The following is a 19,886-nucleotide window of genomic DNA, read 5'->3' as shown; positions in this document are numbered from 1 at the left end:
GCATCCCCTCTCAGAGCGCGCGCTGGCGCAAGGTGGCGAAGGCCGCGAAGGCCGCCGCGAGCAGCAGGCCGGCGCACAGCACGAGGAAGCTGCGCGCCTGGTGCCGCAGCGCCCACCCTGCGCCCGGCGGGTGGTAGTCGAAGGGCGGCACGGTGGCCCAGAGCTCGGGCGTGGCCTGGTAGGAGAAGTGGCGGTCGCCGAGCGGATCGGCATGCGCCACGAGGTCCTTGCTCATCAGGTCCTGGATATTGCGGCGGTGCAGCTCGGCCGCCGTGGTGAAGCGCCGGTGGTGCGAGAAGTCGGTACCCGCCATGCCCATCGAGAAGCTGCGCACCGCGAGCAGCGGCAGCAGCAGGCCGCTCCACTCCTGCACTTTCTGCTGCTGTTCCCAGGTGTCCCACAGGCGGCCGTAGTGGCGGTCGTACACGGGGTACGAGGCCTGGTCGTCCAGGCGCAGCGCGATGCCCCACTTGCTCAGCGGCACGTCGCGCCCCCAGCGCTCGGTGGTGCCGAAGTTCTGCTGCCAGACCTGGTTCGACACGGCCTTGAGTTCCGCGCCGAGCGCCTGGTTGAACGCCAGCCGCGTCGGGCTCGGGAACCACGTGCGCGAGAGTTCGGAGAGCACGCGCGGCGCCATCACGGCCTGCCCGATCCACAGCGCGAGCAGCACGGTGATCGCCATGCGCGAGGTGGACGACAGCGCCGACACGCCCAGCACCAGGCACACGAAGATGCCGAGGTACACCGCGTAGCCCAGCGACCACGCGCCCAACCGCAGCAGCGCATCGACGCGCCCGCCCGGCTCCGCGCCCACCGCCACGGCCACGGCCGCCACGAGGGCCGCCGGCACCAGCAGCACCGCGAGCAGCGCCGACAGCGCGAGCGCCTTGCCGGCCAGCAGGCGCAGCGGCGCCACGCCCAGGCTCAGCGTCTGGCGCAGGATGCCCTGCTCGCGCTCGCCCGCGAAGGCGTTGAAGCCCAGCACGATCACCAGCAACGGGCCGAGCACCTGCAAGATCCAGCCCACCGACAGGTTGCCGAAGCGCTGCAGGCCGGTCGCGTCCTGCGCGGCATTGAACTTGACCTCGCTCTGGCGGTGCGCCTGCAGCCACACGGTGCTGCCGATGTAGGGGTTGATGCCCGCATCGACCATCGACAGCGGCGGCTCGAGCTTGAAGGCATGCATGCCCTGGTGCGCGGCGTCGTGCGGATGGCGCTTGTCCTGGTGCAGCCAGTCGCGGTAGTCCATGGCCTGTGCGGCCACCTGCTCGGCATGCGCGCCGCGCTGGTGCGCCCAGCCGACGGCCAGCGCGGTGAAGAGCAGCACGGCCACGAGCCCGCCCGCCCAGTACAGGCGGCCGTCGCGCAGGCGTTCGGTGAATTCGCGTCGGGCGATCCAGCGCATCGTCATCGGGTCAGGCCCTCATGTGTTGCAGGTAGAGGGACTGCAGGTCGGTCTGGCCGATCTGCGCGCCGTCGAGGCTTTCGACCAGCCGGCCGCGCTTCATGATCCCGACGCGTGTGGCGGTCTGCTGCGCGTGGAACAGGTCGTGCGTGGTGGTGAGCACGGCCACGCCGCGGTCGGCCGCGCGCCGCAGCAGGTCGGAGAACTCGGCGGCGGCATGCGGGTCGAGCCCCGAGGTGGGCTCGTCGAGCAGCAGCGCCTTGGCCTCTTTGGCCAGCGCCACCGCGATCCACACCTTCTGGCGCATGCCCTTCGAATACATGCTGACGCGCTTGTCGGCGGCGGCGTGGTCGAGCCCCACCTCGGTCATCAGCGCGAGCAGGCGTTCGCGCGGCAGTTCGTGGCCCAGCGCCAGGCCGGCGAAGAAGCGCAGGTTTTCCAGGCCCGAGAGCGTGCCGTACAGCGTGACCTGCTCGGGGATGTACGCCACGTCCTGCTTGGTCGCGACCGGGTGGCGCGTGACGTCGGTGCCGTTGATCTGCACCGTGCCGTCGGTCGGCGCGATGAAGTTCAGGAACAGGTTGATGGTGGTCGTCTTGCCCGCGCCGTTGGCGCCCAGCAGGCAGTAGATGTCGCCGCCGCGGATGTCGAGGTCGAGGCGGTCGAGCGCGGTGTGCGCGCCGTAGCGTTTGGTGAGGCCGGAGACTCGGAGCATGGCGGAGGGATTCCGATGGAAGGAAGAAGGAAAGGAAAGGCGCGCGCAGGCACGCCCCCGGCGTGGGCACGCCGATGCGGTCATCGAATGGGGAATGAAGGCGATGGCGGCAAAGCCGCCAAGCGGTCAGCGCTTGTTCTTGTTTTTCGCGCCGCCTTGCCGCGCCTTGAAGCGCGGGTTGGACTTGCAGATGACGTAGGTGCGGCCGCGCCGCGTCACCACCTGGCAATCGCGGTGACGCTTCTTGGCTTCCTTGAGCGAGGACAGGACTTGCATGGACGTGGCCGGGGAGTTCGTTCGGACACGCGAATATACTTTATTGCGAATTCATTCTCAATAACTTTGTTGACCTTTCCCCGGCACCCCGGGGCCCCGCCGTCGTCAGTGCGGCGGGTGCGTCTTCGGCGCTTTCGCGCCGGCGTCGACACAGGCGGCGCACAGGCCATGCAGCGTGACCTCGTGGTGCGTCACCTGGAAGCCCTTGGGGGCCAGGTCGTGCATCGGCCCCGGGCACGCGTGCAGCAGGAACACCTGGCCGCAGTGCGAGCAATGGAAGTAGTGATGGTGGTGGTGCCCTGCATCGCCACCTTCGCTGGCGCCGTGCGAATGGTGGTCGTGTGGATCAGCCTTGCAGGCCACTTCATAGCGCGCCGGTTCGCCCGGCAGCTCGACCTTGGCGATCTCGCCGTCGGCCAGCAGCAGCGAGACCTGGCGGTACACCGTCGACAGGCTGATCTCGGGCACGATGGCCCGTGCGTGTTCGAGGATTTCGGGGGCGGTCAGCACGCGGCCGGCGTCGCTGAAGGCGGAGAAAACGGCGTTGCGCTGGCGCGTGAGACGTTGCATCTCTCGATGATAGGGGCGGCCCGCGCGGCCTTCAGTGCACCGCGCGCAAGACCTTCACGCGTCGGCCGTTGAGCTGCTGTCTGCGTCGGGCGCCTCGGGCTTGGCCTTGCCCTTCTTGCCGCGCGCCGCCTTCTTCGCGGCGCGCTCGGCGTCGGCGCGCTGGCCGGCGGCCAGCCACTGCGCGAACTCCTCGGGCGTCTCGAGCGTGATGCGCCCCAGGTTGCCGGCGCGGAACTCGTGCATCACGATCTCGGCGGCCTTCTGCAGGTTGACCTTGCCCTTGCCCAGCAGCGCGCCGCGCTTGCGGCCGATGGTGTCGAGGACGTCTTCGTCCTTCATGCCGCCCAGGGTGGCGGCATCGAGCTCGACGAGCTTGAAGCGCGCGACGATGCCCTCGGCGTAGTTCGCCTTGAGGTAGTCCAGCAGCTCCAGCGCCACTTCTTCTTCATCGAAGGCATTGCGCCCCACCGCGCCGCTGGCGGCGAGGTTGTAGCCGCTCTTGGGCACGATGATGCGCGGCCACAGCATGCCGGGCGTGTCCCACAGGTAGAAGTCGTCGGCCAGCGTGATGCGCTGCTCCAGCTTGGTGATGCCGGCCTCGTCGCCGGTCTTGGCCTTGCGCCCGCCGGTGAGCGTGTTGATGAGGGTCGACTTGCCCACGTTGGGAATGCCGCAGATCAGCACGCGCATCGGCTTGGCCATGCCGCCGCGGTTGGGCGACAGCTCGTGGCAGGCGCGCACGATGCGCTGCGCGGGCGTGGTCAGGCTGGCATCGAGCGCAATGGCGCGGGTGTCGGGCAGCGCGTTGTAGTGCGCCAGCCAGGCCTCGGTGCGCGCGGGGTCGGCCAGGTCCTGCTTGTTGAGCACCTTCAGCGTGGGCCGCCCGGCCGTGAGCTCGGCCAGCATCGGGTTGGCGCTGGAACCGGGCAGGCGCGCGTCGAGCAGTTCGATCACCACGTCGATGTCCTTCACCCGTTCGGTGATGGCCTTCTGGGTCGAATACATGTGACCGGGGAACCACTGGATCGCCATCGATGGATGCTCTTTCTTTCGCGCTGTCTGGAAGGGGACCGGCCTCGCAGGCCGGGTGCGCATTGTGAACCGGGAAACGGACCGATTCCTCGATGCTGCGCTTTTGATAGCACCAACTGGCGTATTCACTGGCTTGTTGGCCGCAAGATCACCCCTAGAATCCGCGCGCTGCGCCCGCAGCCGTTTCAAAAAGTCACACCGAGGGAGATCCTTTTCATGGTCCAGCGCCTTGCCGCCGCCGCCCTGCTCGCGGCCACCACCATCCTGTCCGCCACTGCGGTGCATGCCCAGCGCCCGTCGCCGCCGCCCGGCCCGCTGACCGACGGTTTCCTGTGCTGCAACATGCGCACGTATGGCGACTCGATCAGCGACATCAACTACGACGAACAGGGCACGAGCGTCGTCCCCGTGGGCACGCCGGCGCGCATCACGGCCTACGACTTCCGCTTCTTCAACCTCGATCTCGCGGGCAAGCCCCAGCGCATCAAGAACGACTACAGCCGCAACATCACGCTGATCGACTTCGCCAAGCGCTACGTGGTCACCGAAGACCCCAAGCGCAAGATCGCCAGCTTCCCGCCTGCGGTGGGCGCCGCCATCCTCGCGGGCAAGGTGATGCCGGGCATGACGCGCGAACAGGTGCTGATGGCGCTGGGCTACCCGGTGGCCAGCGAGAACCCGAGCCTGGACGCGCCGGTGTGGCGCTACTGGCGCGACAGCTGGTCGGAGTTCCAGGTGAACTTCGACGCGCAAGGCCTCGTGAAGGACGTCGCGGGCAATGCCGTGGCGCTGAGCCGCGTGCTCGCCGCCGCGCCCTGAGCACCTCTTGATCATCCCCGGGTTCGTGTGCGCGGCATGACACGCGCAACACCCGGGAGGGTTTTGCATCGCGAAGGGCGATTCCGCCCCTATGATTTGTCCGAAGCACGGCGCCGCCACGTGCGTCGGCCGGATCGAAACCCCTGAATGGAGTGCCTGCGATGAAACCCGTCTCCGAACTGCTCAAGCGCCACGATTCCGCCGCCTGGCGCACCTCGCCCGACACCAGCGTGTTCGACGCGCTGGCCACGCTGGCGCATTTCGAAGTGGGCGCGCTCATGGTGATGGACGGCGAAAAGCTCGTGGGCTTTTTGTCCGAACGCGACTACACCCGCAAGGTGGCGCTGCAGGGCAAGAACTCCAAGGAGATGAAAGTCTCCGAGATCATGACGCCCGACGTGATGACCGTCACCCCGCAGACCCAGACCCACGCCTGCATGGCGCTCATGAGCCAGCGCAAGTTCCGCCACCTGCCCGTGGTCGACGGCGACAAGGTGGTCGGCATGATCTCCATTCAAGACCTGATGGACGACATCATTTCCGAGCACGAGCAGACCATCACCCAGCTGACCAGTTACATCCAGAGCTGAGCACGCGGCCATGCCCCGGCAAAAAGGGGCAACACACCTACGCACAGGGGCACTCTTTCGGGTGCACAGTGAAGGCTCGTTCACCATCCAGCAGGGACATACGCAATGCAGATCCAGGTCAACACGAGCAATGGCATCACCAACAAGGACACGCTGGAGCGCTGGGCAGACACCGAGATCAAGCAGCACCTGAGCCGTTTCGTCGAAGACGTGACGCGCGTCGAGGTGCACCTGAGCGACGAGAACCACGACAAGGCCGGCGGCGGCGACAAGTGCTGCGTGATGGAAGCGCGCCTGGCGCACCACCAGCCGCTCGCGGTGACACAGCATGCCACCAGCCTCGACGAGGCCTTCCGCGGCGCGGCCGACAAGCTCAAGCGCCTGCTCGACAACACGCTGGGCCGCCTCAACAACCACCGCGCCCGCGATTCGATCCGCCGCGACGGCGAGGGCTTCGTCGCCGAGTAGTCGAGTCGAAGCTCAGCGCGCCGGCTTGCGCTTCGGCGCGGGCAGGCGCTGCGGCGTTTCCACCGGAATGAGCGGCGGGCGCCGCCCGTCGGCCATCCAGGCGTCGTAGAAATCGATCTTGCGATCGACCAGCGACAGCGCCTGCTGCCAGTCGGCAATGGTCTGGTGCACGCGCGCGCGGTGCGCCTCGAGCAGGTCGCGCCGCTGGCGCAGCGTGGCCTTGCCCTGCAATGCGAGCGCCGTGTAGTCGCGCATCTCGGCGATCGACATGCCGGTGCGGCGCAGCCGGTCCATCAGGTCGAGCCAACCCACATGCAGTTCGCCGTACACGCGCCGCCCGCCCGCGTCGCGCGCCACGCCGGGCACGAGGCCCTGCGATTCGTACCAGCGGATGGCGTGCACCGTGCGGCCCGTGCGCGCGGCCAGTTCGCCGATGTGGAACGACGGCGTGGCAGTGCTGGCGTCAGCCGGCATGGGCGGTCGGCGCGTCGAGCGCCCGCTCGACCAGCGCGGTGTCGAAGTACTCGGTCAATGTCTTCACTTGGCCTCCTTCGAGTCGGTAGACGTAGCAATAGCGGTTGTTGTAGCGCTTGCCGGCCTTGGTGGGCACGTCGCCGCTGAACAGCACCACCACGCGGTCGCCTTCCGCAATGATGCATTCGGTCTTGCTCACATAGGGCCCCGCGAACTGCCCGAACAGCGGCTTGATCAGCTCTTCGCGGATCGCCTGCTTGCCCTGGTAGGTGCGCGACCAGGGCGTGCTGCCTTCCAGCGTCCAGCTGGCGTCGTCGGCCAGGCTGTCGATGAAGGCCTGGCCGTTGCCCTTGTCCAGCTCCGCGTGGATGCGCTGGACCAGGGCCTTGTTGTCGATCGTGTGCATGGCGTGATTTCCTTGGATGAATGAAGACACCGGACATCCGGTGAATTCATTGGAAATGCTCGAGTGCGCTCGAAGTCAAGCGCCATGCACCGAGTGACGAAAGTTCAGCCCCGGCCGGCGTTCGCCTGGCCCTTGGCGACTTCGTTCGCGCCCTGGGCGGTGCCGCTTTGCGGCACGGCCTCGCCCTCGCGCGCGGTCACTTCCGACAGGCGCGCGGCCAGCTGCTCGGGCGTGTCGGCGGCAATGCCCAGCCAGGCGCCCTGCGTCAGCGTGATGTGGGCGGCCTCGAAGGTGCCGGCGCCGGCGCAGAGGATGGTGCGGTTGGGCGCGTCCTGCGCGGCCAGCACCAGCATCGCGGGCACCACGGCCTCGGGGCGGAAGGCCTCGAGCATGTCCTTGGGGAACAGGTCTTCCGTCATGCGCGTGGCGGCGGTGGGCGCCAGGCAGTTCACGCGGATGTCGTTCTTGGCGCCTTCGATGCTCAGCGTTTGCATGAGGCCCACCAGCGCCAGCTTGGCGGCGCCGTAGTTGCTCTGGCCGAAGTTGCCGTACAGGCCCGACGACGAGGTGGTCATCACGATGCGGCCGTACTTCTGCTCGTTCATGAGCGCCCAGACGGCCTTGGTGCAGTTCACGGCGCCCATCAGGTGCACGTCGACCACGAGCTTGAAGTCGTCCAGTTCCATCTTGGCGAAGCTCTTGTCGCGCAGGATGCCGGCGTTGTTCACCAGGATGTCGACGCGGCCCCAGGCGTCGACCGCCTGCTTGACCATGGCCTGCACGGCCTCGAAGTCGGTCACCGAGGCGCCGTTGGCAATGGCTTCGCCGCCGGCCGCCTTGATCTCGTCGACCACCGCCTGCGCGGCGCTGACCGAGCCGCCCGAGCCGTCGCGCGCGCCGCCCAGGTCGTTGACCACCACCTTGGCGCCGCGCGCCGCCAAGGCCAGCGCATGCTGGCGGCCCAGGCCGCCGCCGGCGCCGGTCACGATGGCCACGCGGCCCTGGAAGTCGATGGAGGTGCTGTTGCTCATGAGGTCTCTGCTCGCTGTCTGAACGGTGTTGGTAAAGGTTGCCAATTGACAACAACCCAACGTTTTACCTCAGTTCCCCGCCCCGTTCGCCGCCGGGCGCCCCCGGCGAGAGTCACCCATGCGACGGCTGGACGGTGGCGCAGTACGCCACCAGCTGGTCGAGTTCGGCCGATTTGTCGAAGAAGGCATCGGCGCCCAGCTGCTGCGAGCGCAGGCGCATGTCGGCGGTGGCGTAGTTGCTGAGCACCACCACCTTCTGGTGCGGCGAGCGCTGGCGGCAGGCGTTCAGCACCGCCAGGCCGTTGCCGCGCTGCAGGAACAGGTCGACGATGGCCAGATCCCAGTCGCTCTTGTGGTCGCGCAGCCATTCGAGCGCTTCGTCGGCGGTGCTGGCCGAGGCGATCACGTGCGCATCGACCACGTCCTCGAGAAAGTCGACCAGGTTCTCGCGGATCACCGGACTGTCCTCGACCAGGTAGGCATGGAGCGTCATGGTGGGTGTCTCGGGTCCGGAACTGGGCAGCGCATGACGCCATCTTCGGGGCTGGCCGCCGCGCCACGGTGAGCCGGACAGGTCAATGGCTGTAGGCCATCGGCCAGCGGCGCTGTCGGCATGCGCCGGCCGGCGCCGCCGTGGCGCCGCCGTGAGGATGCGTCAGGCCGCGACCGGCAGGCGGCCGGGGGCCATGCCCAGGCGCGCCGGCGAGACGTACTGCTCGCGGTAGATCTCGAAGGGCATGGTGTCGGCCGCCTCGATGCGCTTTTGCGCCTGGATCGACTCGGCCGTCATCTGCTCGAACCCGGCCTGCTGCGCGGCCGTGAACGGCAGCGCCAGCAGCGCGGCGCGGGTCTGCTCCGACTGGGCGCGCACGAAGCCGACGAAGGAGTTGCCGTGCTGCTGCTCGATGGCCGCGAGCACGCGGGCCGACGGCAGGCTGTCGGGGTTCTCGAGACCGGCCTTGGCGGCGCGCACCGCGTCGACATGCTGCGTGCCGCCCTGCGCCGCGTCGAGCGCGGCGGCAATCGGCAGGCACTGCTCGACCAGCTCCAGGCCCCAGTCGGTGAGCGCGACCTCGCGCCCGTCGCGGCGCAGCTTCAGCCCCGGCTCGCGGCCGCGCGCGGCCGTGAGGTGCTGGTTCTGCGCCAGGTCGGCGATTTCTTGCGGGGTGTCGTCGGGGCTGTCGTTCAGCAGGCAGTGCAGCAGGAACACGTCGATGAAGCGCATGGTCTGCGCGTTGATGCCGACGGTCTCGAAGGGGTCGAGGTCCATCAGGCGCACCTCGACGTACTCCACGCCGCGCTCGCGCAGCGCATGCAGCGGGCGCTCGCCGGAGTGAATGACGCGCTTGGGGCGGATCGTGCCGTAGAACTCGTTCTCGATCTGCAGCAGGCTGGTGCCCAGCTGGTTGTAGTCGCCGCCCAGGTTGCGGATGCCGATGGCCTCGTAGGCTGGCCACGGGCGCGTGAGCGCGTCCTGCAGCGAGGCGCCGTAGCCCTCCAGGCTGTTGTAGCTCACGGCCAGCGAGGCCTGCGCCTCGCTCTGGTAGCCCAGGCGGCCCATGCGCAGCGAGGTGCCGTGCGGCATGTACATGCTGCCGTCGCCCAGCGGCTGCAGCTCGTGCGGGCGGCCCGCGACAAAGCTCGAACACAGGGCCGGCGAGGCGCCGAACAGGTACAGCAGCAGGAAGGCCTGGCGGCGGAAATTGCGGATGAGCGCGAAGTACTCTTCGCTCGACACCTCCGGCAGCGACCAGTTGTAGTGGATGCCCGAAATGGTCTGCATGCGGCGGCCATAGCGGTGGCTCAGGCCCATGCGGTACACGCTCTTGGCGCGGCCGACGTTCGACGAGCCGTAGCGGCCGATCGGAATGGTCTCGTCGGTCGGCAGGCCGCAGGGCATGCTCGACACCCACAGGCGCTCGTCGCCGAGCTGGTCGAGCACGCGGTAGGTGAACTGGTGCACCCGCGTGAGCTCTTCGAGCGCCGACTCCACGCCCGCGTGCACGCCCGTGATGAGTTCGAGCTGCGATTCGCTGAAGTCGGTCGTGATGTGCGGATGCGTGAGCGCCGAGCCCAGCGCCAGCGGATGCGGCGTGAGGGCCAGCTTGCCGTCGGGCAGCGCGCGCAGGCTTTCCTTCTCGATGCCGCGACGCATTCCCTTCAATCGCGCGGCCGGGAGTGCACCCAGCCTCTCCTGCAATCTGTTGCTCATGTTCTTATGACCCATCAATCTTCTGTGGGGCTGGAAGGTAGCACGGGCGGACAGGCACTGCTGAAGCAGGGAATCCCGCATCCGGCTATGCTGTTTTTTGCTACTTTTTTCATAGCTACCCTCTCAAATGCCACCGGCCTTGCGGCGCGCAGCGGGGTTCGAAATTCAGGCCTTGGCGCGGCCCGCCGACAGGTCGATCTCTTCCGACTGGTAGACATGGATCGACGGCACCCCGTCGGCCATGGCCGCGAGCGCCTTGCCGAAAGCGCGCGACGCATCGACGCGAAAGTGCGCCTGCAGCGCCGCCATGTCGCTCCAGCGCTCCACGAAGGTGAGCTGCAGCGGGTCTTGCACGTCGGTCGTGACGTCATGCGAGATGCAGCCGGGCTCGGCGCGCGAGCGCAGCACGTGTTCCACGCTGATGGCCAGCATCGCCTGCAGGGTGTCGGCCTTTGCCAGCGCGTGTCCGATGACCAGGATCATGGGGTCTCCTTCTGTGCGTTCTTTCGGGGTGACAGGATCAGGATGGATGCGCGCGCGGCCCGGCGTGGCGGGCCTTCAGCCGAACACGCGCAGCAGGAAGTGGTTGAGGTCGGCGATCTCTTCCATGCAGACCGAGTGCGCCATCTGGTATTCGTGCCACTCGACCGGGTGGCCCAGCGCCACCAGCGCGTCGCGCGACTGTTCGGCGCGCGCCAGCGGCACCACCGGGTCCTGCCGGCCGTGCGCGAGGAACACGGGCGTGTCGTGGTTGGCGCCGTGGCGCTCGGCCGCCGTGGTCGCGGCGATCGGCAGGTAGCCCGAAAGGCCGACGATGCCGGCCAGCCGCTCGCCGTGGCGCAGCCCCGTCATCAGCGCCATCGCGCAGCCTTGCGAGAAGCCGGCCACCACGATGCGATGGGCGGGGATGCCGCGGGCCTTTTCGTTGGCGATGAGGGCCTCGATGCTCGCCTGCGAGCGACGCAGGCCGGCCTCGTCCTCGCGCGCCACCAGGTCGGCCACCGCGATGTCGTACCAGGCGGGCATCTCGTAGCCGCCGTTGATGGTCACGGGAATGACGGGCGCGTTGGGGAACACGAAGCGCACCGGGCCCACGGCCGACAGGTCGAGTTCGCCGGCGATCGGCACGAAGTCGTTGCCGTCGGCACCCAGGCCGTGCATCAGGATCACCGTGGCGGTGGGGTTCGGGGCGGTTTCGATTTCGATGGGGGGACGGGACATGGTCAACGAAGGTATTCAGGAATGCGAATGCCCGGACCTTAGCGCATTCGGGCGACCCGGGCCGCGGCGAAACGGCCGGTTGGCTGACTTGCACCTCGCAACATCCGGGCCTTCGGGCCGCCCCGGCGCCCTTGCCGGCACAAGGGAGCGCCGGATGCAACACAATGGCGTTTCGCATGAAGACCACCCCGAACCCGTCCCCGAAGACCTCGTCGCCCGGCCCCGCCTTCGACAGCGAGGCGCTGCTGCGCGGCAGCGGGCTGCGCGTGACGCGCGCCGCCCAGACCGTGCTCGAGCTGCTCGAACACGGCTCGCAGCCGCTGACCCACGAGGAAGTGGCCGCCGCCTACACCGCCGCCACGGGCGAGCCGCCCGACCGCGTCACGCTCTACCGCGTGCTCGACCGGCTGGTCGAGGCCGGCCTGTGCGACCGCCGCGTGGGCGCCGACCGGGTCAACCGCTTCGCGCGGCACGTCGACACCGCCTCGGGCAACACCTTCGAATGCGACCAGTGCCACAAGGTGCTGGCCCTGCCTTCCGACCCCGAACTGCCCAAGGTGATGGGCCGGCTCGGCAAGGCGCTGCGCAAGCAGGGCATCGACACGCGGCACACGGCGCTCACGCTGCACGGCATGTGCGGCGACTGCGCTCGATAGTTTCATCGCGCTGCACGTGTACGTCTCCCGGCACCACCGCCAGCCCGACCTCGGCGCGAGCCACGCGCTGATCGACGCGCACCCGCTGGGCGCCTGGGTCGTGCCAGGCGCCGACGGACTGGTCGCCAACCACCTGCCCTTTCTGCTCGACCGCTCGCGCGGCCCGTTCGGCACGCTGCTCGGCCACGTGTCGCGCGCCAATCCCGTGTGGCGTCAGCTCGATGCCCCGGCTGCTTCGGTCGTGATGTTCCAGGGGCCGCAGGCCTACATCACGCCCGGCTGGTACCCCGGCAAGGCCGAGCACGGCCAGGTGGTGCCGACCTGGAACTACGCCGTCGCCCATGCGCACGGCATCGCGCGCGCCATCGACGACGAAGCCTGGCTGCTCGACCTGCTCGCGCGGCTGACCGCGGCGAACGAGGCCGGCCAGCCCGTGCCCTGGCAGACCACGGACGCGCCCGAGACCTTCATCCGCAAGCTGGCGCGCGCCGTGGTGGGCATCGAGATCCCCATCGACCGCCTCGAAGGCAAGCTCAAGGCCAGCCAGGACGAAGCCCTGCAGGACCGTCAAGGCACGGTGCAGGGCCTGGCCGCCGTCGGCAGCGAGAACGCGTCGGCCATGGCCCGGCTGGTGCAACAGGCGATGCAGCCCGGCAGCGCCGGCGACTGAACCGCCCGCGCGCTCACACGTTCCACGACGGAAACGGATCGGGCAGGTTCTGCCACCACGAGGGGCCGAAGCGCATCTCGTTGGGCGTGAGCAGGCAGGCATCGAGCCGCGCGCGCAGCGCGGCCTCGTCCATGCCGATGCCGATCAGCACCAGCTCCTGGCGCGCGTCGCCGGTGGCGTCGTCCCAGTTCTTGCGGATGAGTTCGAGCCCGTCGGGGTCGGTCGGCCAGTGTTCGCGCGGCACGGCCGCCCACCACAGGCCCGCCACGCCGTAGCGGCAGGCACCGCCGGCCTGCGACCACGCACCCGCGCGGGTCGGCCGGCTCGCGAGCCAGAAGAAGCCCTTGGAGCGGACCACGCCTTCCCACTCACTCTGCACCAGGTCCCAGAAGCGCTGCGGATGGAACGGCAGGCGCGACCGGTAGACGAAGCTGCGGATGCCGTAGGCCTCGCTCTCGGGCACGTGCTCGCCGCGCAGCTCGGCCAGCCAGCCGGGGGCCTGCTCGGCCTGTTCGAAGTCGAAGAGGCCCGTGTCGAGCACGCGGTCGAGCGCGACGCGGCCGAACTCCGACTCTTCGATGCGCGCACGCGGGTTGAGGCTACGCAGGATCGCCATCAGCCGCTCGCGCTCCTGCGCCGTCACGAGGTCGGTCTTGTTGACCACCAGCACGTCGCAGAACTCGATCTGCTCGATCAGCAGGTCGACCACCGTGCGCGTGTCTTCGTCGCCCAGCGACTGGCCGCGCTGGCCCAGGCTGTCGGGCGAGCCGTAGTCGCGCAGGAAGTTGAAGGCATCGACCACCGTGACCATGGTGTCCAGCCGCGCCACGTCGGCCAGGCTCTGGCCGTCCTCGCCCGCGAAGGTGAAGGTCTCGGCCACGGGCAGCGGCTCGGAGATGCCGGTCGACTCGATCACGAGCTGGTCGAAGCGCCCTTCCTTGGCGAGCCGCTTCACCTCGATCAGCAGGTCTTCGCGCAGCGTGCAGCAGATGCAGCCGTTGCTCATCTCGACCAGCTTCTCGTCGGTGCGCGACAACGCGGCGCCGCCTTCGCGCACCAGCGCGGCGTCGATGTTGACCTCGCTCATGTCGTTGACGATCACCGCCACGCGGCGGCCCTCGCGGTTGTGCAGGATGTGGTTGAGCAGCGTGGTCTTGCCGGCGCCCAGGAAGCCGGACAGCACGGTGACGGGAAGGCGATCGGCCATGAGGGCAGGCTCCATAGTTGCAACAGGATTGCATTATATGGATTGACGCAACTCAGTTGCATTTCATGCAAACGTGACCGACAGGCGCACGCTCGCCTACCATCCGGCACATGACCGATTTCTCTGCCTTCGTCGCCCCGCCGCCCTCCGACGTGCCGCACGCGGCCGTCGTCGCCGCCGCATCGGCCTGCCTCGACCGCTTCACGGCCGCGTTCAATGCCTCGGACACGCGCGGCATGGACGCCGAGCTGCACTTTCCGCACACGATGCTCTCGGGCGCGCAGCGGCTCGACTGGCCCGCGCCCGGTCGGCACCCGGCCGATTTCTTCGACACGCTCAAGGCCGGCGGCTGGGCCTCCACGCAGTACGAGAAAAAGGAGCCGGTGCTCGTGAGCCACGACAAGGTGCACTTCGTCGTGCACTACACGCGGCGCGATGCGGCCGGCGCGGTGATCAGCACACACGCCAACCTCTGGATCGTCGTGCAGGCCGAGGGGCGCTGGGGCATCGCCCTGCGCTCGTACTGAATGAACCCGAAAGAAAAAGGACCGCGTCCCATGTCCCCCTCCGCCCTGCAGCTCGTCTGGCCCTCGCCCGAGCACCTGCCCGGCTACATCGCCGCACTGGAGCGCGGCTGGTCGCCCAACAACCTGCGGGCCGAAGCCGGCCCCGAAGAGCTGGCGCTGATCCGCACCGACCCCGAAGGCTTTCTTGCCGGCCTCGTCGACCGCGAGGCCAAGGGCCCGCCCATCCCGCTGCCCGACGGTGGCACCGTGCCGCGGCTGCCAGGCTACCGGCGCTGGCTCTGGGACGGCGAGTTCTGCGGCAGCATCCAGCTGCGCTGGCAACCGGGCACCAACGCCCTGCCTTCGTACTGCCTCGGCCACATCGGCTACGGCGTGGTGCCATGGAAAAGCGGCCGGGGCTATGCCACCGCCGCGCTGCGCGCGCTGCTGCCCGACGCACGCGCCACCGGGCTGGACCACGTCGAGATCACGACCAGCCCCGACAACCTCGCTTCGCAGCGCGTGATCCGCGCCAACGGCGGCGTGCTGGTCGAGGAGTTCATCACCGAGCCCGGGCTCGGGGGCGCGCCAGAGCTGCGCTTTCGCATCGACGTGCGCGAACTCGGCTGACGCTACATCTCGAACGCTTCGACCTGCCGCCCGTCGATGTCCGTGAAGCCGTAGGCACGCGCCAGGTCGGCCACGCGCAGCACCTGGCCGGTCTTGTCGAGCACCTGCGCATCGGCTGCCAGCGCGGCCACGGCGCGGCCCAGGTAGCGCGGCGACTCGGTGCGCGCCAGCGCGGGGCGCTCCTGCCAGTGCGCCTCGTCGGTCTTGTGGCCCGCGAGCACGAACTCGGTGCGCATCCAGCCCGGCGAGACGGCCACCGAGGCCACGCCGTGCGGCTGCAGTTCCTGCGCGATGCCGAAGGCCAGCCGCGTCATCGATGCCTTGGCGAGGTCGTAGAACAGGTTACCGCGCAGGTAGTGGCTGCGGTCCCAGAAGGTGGTGGTGACGATCAGGCCCTGCTTGCGCGCCACCATCCCCGGCGCGGCGCAGCGGCTGGCCACGAGGTGGTTGCGCACGCCGCGGTCGAACATCGAATCCCAGTTGGCGAGCGGGTGCTCCCAGAACGGCGCCTCGAAGACACCCGTGAAGCTTTCGTGGCCGCCCCAGGCGTTGTTCACGAGCAGGTCGAGCCGGCCCTGCTCGCGCTCGACGCGCGCGAACAGCGCCGCCACCTCGTCTTCTTTCGTGTGGTCACAGGCCACGGCAATGCCGCGCCCGCCGAGCTGCGTGACCTCGTCGGCGGTGTCGTCGATGGTGCCGGGCAAGGCGGCCAGCTCGGACAGGGCGAGCAGCTGCTCGTAGCTGTCCGCCGGCCGCGCGCGGGTGCTGCGCCCGGTCACGTACACGGTGGCGCCGGCCGCGCCCAGTTCCTGCGCGATGCCGCGGCCCGCGCCGCGGCTGGCGCCGGTCACCACGGCCACGCGGCCCGCCAGCGGACGGTGCGCGGCGTCAGGGGTGGAGGGGGCTGCTGTCATGTGTCGTTGCTCCTTCGTTCGGTGAGGGTCCTTGGGCAGGACAAGCGGCCACGATAGGCCGGCCTCAGCGCGCCGTCTTGGAAGAAACCGAAACCCGGCGCCCGAGGAATTCGGTGGGCGTCACGCCACACAGGGCGCGGAACTCGTTGACGAGGTGCGACTGGTCGTAGAACCCGTGGTCCAGCGCCATGTCGGCCCAGGCCGGCGCGCTGTGCAGGCGCAGCGCGCGCAGGCAGGCATGCAGCCGCGCGAGCCGGCCCCAGGCGCGCGGCGACAGCCCGACGTGCGCATGAAAAAGCTGCTGCAGCCGGCGCTCGCCCACGCCGACCGCCTGCGCCACCTCGCGCAATGCCTGGCGCCCGTCGGCAGCGGCGATGAGTCGCGCGGCGTGCATCGCGGCGGCCGGCGGCGTGCCGTCGCCGGCTTTCTGCAGGCGCTTCATCAGGGCCTGCTGCAGCAGCTGCGCGCGCGCGGCATCGCCCCGCGCTTCAGCCATGCGCGCAAGCAGCGTCGTGCCCTCGCCGCCCCAGAGTTCGTCCAGGTGCACCGCGCGGCCCGCGATCTCGCCGGCCGGCACGCCCAGCAGCGCGGCCGCCGCGCCGGGGCGCAGCGCCACCGACAGGCCTTCCACCGTGTCGCGCATCCGCACCACGGCGGGCGCGGCGAAGGCGCCGATGGCTTCGACTGCCTGCCCCGGTGCGTCGTCGGCCGAGGGCGCATCGCCGAAGTTGAAGACCAGCCGGATCGCGCCGTCGGGCAGCACGCGCTCGCGCACCTCGTGGCCGGGCGCGAAGGTCTCGCGGTACATCAGCAGGTGCAAGACATGCGACCGCAGGGCCGGCGCAATCGGCAGCACCTGCAGCGTGCCGTCGGGCACGCCCGACTCCGGCCCGTGCAGCGGGTCGTCGTGAAGCCGGAGGAAAAGACGTTCGCCCATGGCAGCCGATTGTGAGGAAAAACCCGCCGCCGCGCGACCCGGCGGGCACGGGCCGACAATCGGCCAGCTCCCCCTGTCCACCTTTGGTTCGCATGCCCGATTCCGCCCTCCCCGTGCTCTATTCGTTCCGCCGCTGCCCCTATGCGATGCGGGCCCGGCTCGCGCTGGTGGCGAGCGAACAGCGCTGCGAGCTGCGCGAGATCGAGCTCAAGCGCAAACCCGCCGAGATGCTCGCGGCCTCGCCCAAGGGCACTGTCCCCGTGCTGGTGCTCGACGGCGGCACGGCGGTGCTGGAACAGAGCCTGGACGTGATGCTGTGGGCGCTGCGCCGCCACGATCCGCTGCGCTGGCTGACGCCGGAGCGCGGCACGCTCGACGACCTGATCGCGCTGGTGGCGGCCTGCGACAACGATTTCAAGCCGCTGCTCGATCGCTACAAATACCCGGCGCGTTATCCCGCGTCGGAAGGCTCCGCACGTGACGACGGCGCGCGCTTTCTGCAAGGGCTCGATGATCGACTCGCGATGTCAGCGCAACTGGCCGGCGCGCACGCCACGCTGGCCGACGCGGCGCTGATGCCTTTCGTGCGCCAGTTCGCGATGGTCGATGCGGCCTGGTTCGACGCTCAGCCATGGCCACGCGTGCAGGCCTGGCTGTCGGGCTGGACCGCGTCGGACATGTTCGCGCGCATCATGGCCAAGTACACGCCCTGGCAGGCCGGCGAACCGGGCGTGAGCTTTCCGCCCGCCTGATCAGTACACGTCGCGGCGGTAGCGCCCTTCGGCGATGAGCGCGTCCATGTCGCTCTCGCCCAGCACCTCGGTGAGCGCCGCATCCACGCCCGGCGCCATGCCTTCGAGGCTGCCGCAGACGAAAACGATCGCGCCCTCTTCGTCCACCCACTGCTTCAGCACCTCGCCAGCCTCGCGCAGGCGGTCCTGCACGTACACGCGCTGCGCCTGGTCGCGCGAGTAGACGAAGTCCGCACGCGCCACGAGGCCACCGGCCTGCCATGCCGCGACCTCTTTCGCGCCGAAGCCGTCGTGCGCCGCCTGCCGTTCGCCGAACACCAGCCAGTTGCGGCCGTGCCCGCGGCGTGCGCGCTCGCGCAGCAGCGCGCGCAGCCCCGCAAAGCCCGAGCCGTTGCCGATGAAGATGCAGGGCCGCGCATCGTCGGGCAGCGCGAAGCCCGGGTTGGCCACGAGGCGCAGCGCGAGTTCCGTGCCCATCGGCGCGCCGACCGTGAGCCAGCCCGAGGCCACGCCCAGCCCGTTGTCGTGCCGTGCCTGCCGCACCAGCAGCTGGATCGCCCCGTCGGACGGAATCGACGCGACCGAGTAGCTGCGCGGCGCGGGAGCCGGGGCGCCGTCGTCGTGCATCTGGCGCGGCACGATCTCGACCAGTGCGCCGGGCACCCAGTCCATCGCGCCGCCACTGACGCGTCGCAGCTCGATCTCGAACAGCGGATCGCCCTGGCTGCCCGTGTTGAGCAGGCGCCGGCCGTCGAGCCGCCAGGCTTCGAAAGCTGGCGCGGTCGACACGGGCCACGCGGCATCGCGCACCCCGAAGGTCTCGCGCAGCGCGTCGTGCCAACGCGCGAGCGCCATCGGGTCTTCGCCGTCCACCTCGATCATCGGGAACAGCGGCTGCGCACCCTGGTTGTGCAGGTCGTGGTCGAGCTTGCGGCCGAAGCCGCAGAAGGTCGCGTAGTGGCGGTCGCCGAGCGCGAGCAGGCCGTAGCGCAGATGGCGCAAGCCCGGGCCGCTCTGACGCGCGAACGCGCGGGCGAAAGCGCGCGCGCTGTCGGGCGGCTCGCCTTCGCCGAAACTGCTCGCCACCCACAGCACCTGCCGGAAATGCAGCAGCGCATCGGCACTCAAGGCGGACACGGGCCGCACCACCGCCGCGACACCGGCGGCCTGCAACGCGCCGGCCGTCTGCAGCGCGAGGCGCTCGGCATGGCCGGTCTGGCTCGCGAAGGCGACCAGCACCTGGCCCGCATCGCCCGCCGTGGCGGGCACGGCGGCCGCATCGAGCCGCGCACGCTCGGCGCGCACGGCCTTCGCGGTGCGGCGGCGGCCGAGGTACATCATCCAGCCGCTGATCGCGAACAGCGCGAGCCCCAGGCTGGTGAGCATCATCACGATGCGCCCCGGCAGGCCCCAGTAGGTGCCCATGTGCAGCGGGTAGATGCTGTTCACGAAGCGGCCCATGGGCGGCTTGTCGGCATAGCGTTCGTGGCGCAGCGTCTCGCCGGTCGCGGCCTGCAGGTACAGGCGGTTGCGCGCGCGCTCATGCTCGGCATGCGTGCGCAGGTAGACGGCCTCCACCTGCGTGCCGTTGCGCGCGGGCAGCCGCAGCGTCACCTGGGTCCAGTCGCCCCCCGTGGTATCGACGAAGGCCTGCCAGACGCGCGCCAGGTCGAGCGTCATCGGGGCATCGGCCGGCGCGCGTTCGGCACGCACCACACGGCCCTCGCCGACCGCGCCGTCCACCACCTTGCGCAGCCCGTCGAAGGCCCAGTACATGCCGGTGGTGGTCGACACCACGTAGGCCAGCAGCGCGACGGTGCCGACCACCGCATGCAGGTTCCACAGGAAGGCGCGACCGCGCAGCGCGAAGTCGATGCGCAGCCACTGGCGCCACGCGAAGGGCCGGCGCGGCCAGCGCAGGTACAGGCCCGACAGCGCGAGCACCAGCAACAGGCCGGCCAGCGAGCCGGTGATGGGCTTGCCGTCGTCGCGCGGCAGCAGCAGCCAGCGGTGCAGCTCCTCGACGAACTCGAAGAAGTGCTCGCCCACCGGATCGGGCAGCAGCGCGCCGGTGGCGGGATCGGCGAAGCGCGTCTCGCCGCGCCGCTCGCCCGGCGGCGGCGCGAACCCGATGCGCGCGGCGCGCCCGGGCTCGGTCGACACGGCGACGGTCGCGATGCGCCGCCCGGGCATCTCGGCCTGCACGCGCGCAACGAGCGCAGGCGGTGCCAGTGCGGGCGCGGCCGAGGCCGCCGGGATCGGGTTCAGCAGGTCGGTGATCTCGGCGCGGAACGACAGCATCGCCCCGCTCAGGCCGATGACGACCAGCACGCTGCCCGCCGTGATGCCGATGAACCAATGGATCTGGAACCAGACGCGTCGCAGCAAAGCCATG

24 protein-coding genes are annotated in these 19,886 nt (G+C 69.7%); 8 read left to right on the top strand and 16 right to left on the bottom strand.

Going from position 1 to position 19,886, the window contains the following annotated elements:
• Positions 1–10 precede the first annotated feature (10 nt).
• The 5 genes from ACAM52_RS05185 to ylqF form a co-directional block, all read right to left on the bottom strand.
• Positions 11–1,411 carry an ABC transporter permease subunit gene (locus tag ACAM52_RS05185; protein ID WP_369646331.1) on the bottom strand — a complete coding sequence of 467 codons (1,401 nt, stop codon included), beginning with the start codon at positions 1,409–1,411 and terminating at the stop codon, positions 11–13.
• 4 nt (positions 1,412–1,415) lie between these two features.
• Positions 1,416–2,120, bottom strand: a complete 705-nt coding sequence (locus tag ACAM52_RS05180) for an ABC transporter ATP-binding protein (RefSeq protein ID WP_369646330.1) — start codon at positions 2,118–2,120, stop codon at positions 1,416–1,418.
• 126 nt (positions 2,121–2,246) lie between these two features.
• Complete coding sequence (gene ykgO / locus ACAM52_RS05175; protein ID WP_013542562.1) at positions 2,247–2,396, bottom strand: type B 50S ribosomal protein L36; 150 nt, start codon at positions 2,394–2,396, stop codon at positions 2,247–2,249.
• 105 nt (positions 2,397–2,501) lie between these two features.
• Complete coding sequence (locus ACAM52_RS05170) at positions 2,502–2,966, bottom strand: Fur family transcriptional regulator (protein ID WP_369646329.1); 465 nt, start codon at positions 2,964–2,966, stop codon at positions 2,502–2,504.
• Between the two features lie 54 nt (positions 2,967–3,020).
• Entirely contained in the window at positions 3,021–3,998 is a 978-nt protein-coding gene (ylqF, locus tag ACAM52_RS05165; protein WP_369646328.1) for a ribosome biogenesis GTPase YlqF, read from the bottom strand.
• Between the two features lie 216 nt (positions 3,999–4,214).
• Between ylqF and bamE the strand changes: the two genes are divergently transcribed.
• The 3 genes from bamE (at position 4,215) to ACAM52_RS05150 (ending at position 5,875) form a co-directional block, all read left to right on the top strand.
• A complete protein-coding gene (bamE, locus tag ACAM52_RS05160) occupies positions 4,215–4,817 on the top strand; it encodes an outer membrane protein assembly factor BamE (RefSeq protein ID WP_139706528.1) in 603 nt (200 codons plus the stop codon).
• Between the two features lie 161 nt (positions 4,818–4,978).
• A complete protein-coding gene (locus ACAM52_RS05155; RefSeq protein WP_307587549.1) occupies positions 4,979–5,407 on the top strand; it encodes a CBS domain-containing protein in 429 nt (142 codons plus the stop codon).
• 105 nt (positions 5,408–5,512) lie between these two features.
• On the top strand, positions 5,513–5,875 hold the full coding sequence (locus ACAM52_RS05150; protein ID WP_062476985.1) for an HPF/RaiA family ribosome-associated protein: 363 nt from the start codon (positions 5,513–5,515) through the stop codon (positions 5,873–5,875).
• A gap of 12 nt (positions 5,876–5,887) precedes the next feature.
• Here ACAM52_RS05150 and ACAM52_RS05145 read toward each other — a convergent pair whose 3' ends face one another.
• The 7 genes from ACAM52_RS05145 to ACAM52_RS05115 form a co-directional block, all read right to left on the bottom strand.
• The gene (locus ACAM52_RS05145; protein ID WP_369646327.1) at positions 5,888–6,349 is read right to left on the bottom strand and encodes a MerR family transcriptional regulator; all 462 of its coding nucleotides are present in this window, start codon (positions 6,347–6,349) and stop codon (positions 5,888–5,890) included.
• Positions 6,339–6,755: a nuclear transport factor 2 family protein gene (locus ACAM52_RS05140; protein WP_095948937.1), complete on the bottom strand. Its 417-nt coding sequence runs from the start codon at positions 6,753–6,755 to the stop codon at positions 6,339–6,341. The genes ACAM52_RS05145 and ACAM52_RS05140 overlap by 11 nt, the downstream gene beginning before the upstream one ends.
• Before the next feature lie 104 nt (positions 6,756–6,859).
• Positions 6,860–7,786 (bottom strand): SDR family NAD(P)-dependent oxidoreductase, encoded by a 927-nt coding sequence (locus tag ACAM52_RS05135; RefSeq protein WP_369646326.1) that lies wholly within the window; start codon positions 7,784–7,786, stop codon positions 6,860–6,862.
• 112 nt (positions 7,787–7,898) lie between these two features.
• Positions 7,899–8,279, bottom strand: coding sequence for a response regulator transcription factor (locus tag ACAM52_RS05130; RefSeq protein ID WP_307696152.1), 381 nt, complete (start codon positions 8,277–8,279; stop codon positions 7,899–7,901).
• 162 nt (positions 8,280–8,441) lie between these two features.
• Positions 8,442–9,998, bottom strand: coding sequence for a glutamate--cysteine ligase (gene gshA, locus ACAM52_RS05125; RefSeq protein ID WP_139706532.1), 1,557 nt, complete (start codon positions 9,996–9,998; stop codon positions 8,442–8,444).
• 165 nt (positions 9,999–10,163) lie between these two features.
• Positions 10,164–10,481: a putative quinol monooxygenase gene (locus tag ACAM52_RS05120; protein WP_159270917.1), complete on the bottom strand. Its 318-nt coding sequence runs from the start codon at positions 10,479–10,481 to the stop codon at positions 10,164–10,166.
• A gap of 75 nt (positions 10,482–10,556) precedes the next feature.
• Positions 10,557–11,219, bottom strand: coding sequence for an alpha/beta hydrolase (locus tag ACAM52_RS05115; protein ID WP_139706536.1), 663 nt, complete (start codon positions 11,217–11,219; stop codon positions 10,557–10,559).
• Positions 11,220–11,395: 176 nt separating this feature from the next.
• Here ACAM52_RS05115 and ACAM52_RS05110 point away from each other — a divergent pair, with 176 nt between their 5' ends.
• The gene (locus ACAM52_RS05110) at positions 11,396–11,875 is read left to right on the top strand and encodes a Fur family transcriptional regulator (protein WP_062477006.1); all 480 of its coding nucleotides are present in this window, start codon (positions 11,396–11,398) and stop codon (positions 11,873–11,875) included.
• Between the two features lie 16 nt (positions 11,876–11,891).
• Entirely contained in the window at positions 11,892–12,545 is a 654-nt protein-coding gene (locus ACAM52_RS05105) for an FMN-binding negative transcriptional regulator (protein WP_369646325.1), read from the top strand.
• 13 nt (positions 12,546–12,558) lie between these two features.
• Here the strand turns inward: ACAM52_RS05105 and zigA are convergent, their stop codons facing one another.
• The gene (gene zigA / locus ACAM52_RS05100; protein ID WP_369646324.1) at positions 12,559–13,752 is read right to left on the bottom strand and encodes a zinc metallochaperone GTPase ZigA; all 1,194 of its coding nucleotides are present in this window, start codon (positions 13,750–13,752) and stop codon (positions 12,559–12,561) included.
• 110 nt (positions 13,753–13,862) lie between these two features.
• On the opposite strand from zigA, the gene ACAM52_RS05095 reads away from it, so the two are divergent.
• Positions 13,863–14,279, top strand: coding sequence for a hypothetical protein (locus ACAM52_RS05095; protein ID WP_369646323.1), 417 nt, complete (start codon positions 13,863–13,865; stop codon positions 14,277–14,279).
• 30 nt (positions 14,280–14,309) lie between these two features.
• A complete protein-coding gene (locus ACAM52_RS05090) occupies positions 14,310–14,888 on the top strand; it encodes a GNAT family N-acetyltransferase (RefSeq protein WP_369646322.1) in 579 nt (192 codons plus the stop codon).
• A 2-nt stretch (positions 14,889–14,890) separates the two neighbouring features.
• On the opposite strand, the gene ACAM52_RS05085 is transcribed toward ACAM52_RS05090, so the two are convergent.
• Together ACAM52_RS05085 and ACAM52_RS05080 are read right to left on the bottom strand one after the other, a co-directional pair.
• Complete coding sequence (locus ACAM52_RS05085) at positions 14,891–15,802, bottom strand: SDR family oxidoreductase (RefSeq protein ID WP_369646321.1); 912 nt, start codon at positions 15,800–15,802, stop codon at positions 14,891–14,893.
• 64 nt (positions 15,803–15,866) lie between these two features.
• Positions 15,867–16,739 carry a helix-turn-helix domain-containing protein gene (locus tag ACAM52_RS05080; protein WP_369646320.1) on the bottom strand — a complete coding sequence of 291 codons (873 nt, stop codon included), beginning with the start codon at positions 16,737–16,739 and terminating at the stop codon, positions 15,867–15,869.
• 92 nt (positions 16,740–16,831) lie between these two features.
• Here ACAM52_RS05080 and ACAM52_RS05075 point away from each other — a divergent pair, with 92 nt between their 5' ends.
• Entirely contained in the window at positions 16,832–17,491 is a 660-nt protein-coding gene (locus ACAM52_RS05075; protein ID WP_369646319.1) for a glutathione S-transferase, read from the top strand.
• Here ACAM52_RS05075 and ACAM52_RS05070 read toward each other — a convergent pair whose 3' ends face one another.
• Positions 17,492–19,885, bottom strand: coding sequence for a PepSY domain-containing protein (locus tag ACAM52_RS05070; protein ID WP_369646318.1), 2,394 nt, complete (start codon positions 19,883–19,885; stop codon positions 17,492–17,494).
• Position 19,886 lies beyond the last annotated feature (1 nt).

The organism is Variovorax sp. V118 (assembly GCF_041154445.1).
Classification (GTDB): domain Bacteria; phylum Pseudomonadota; class Gammaproteobacteria; order Burkholderiales; family Burkholderiaceae_C; genus Variovorax; species Variovorax boronicumulans.
The sequence above is the reverse complement of the archived record's forward strand: the minus strand, read 5'-3'. Positions and strand labels throughout refer to the sequence as shown.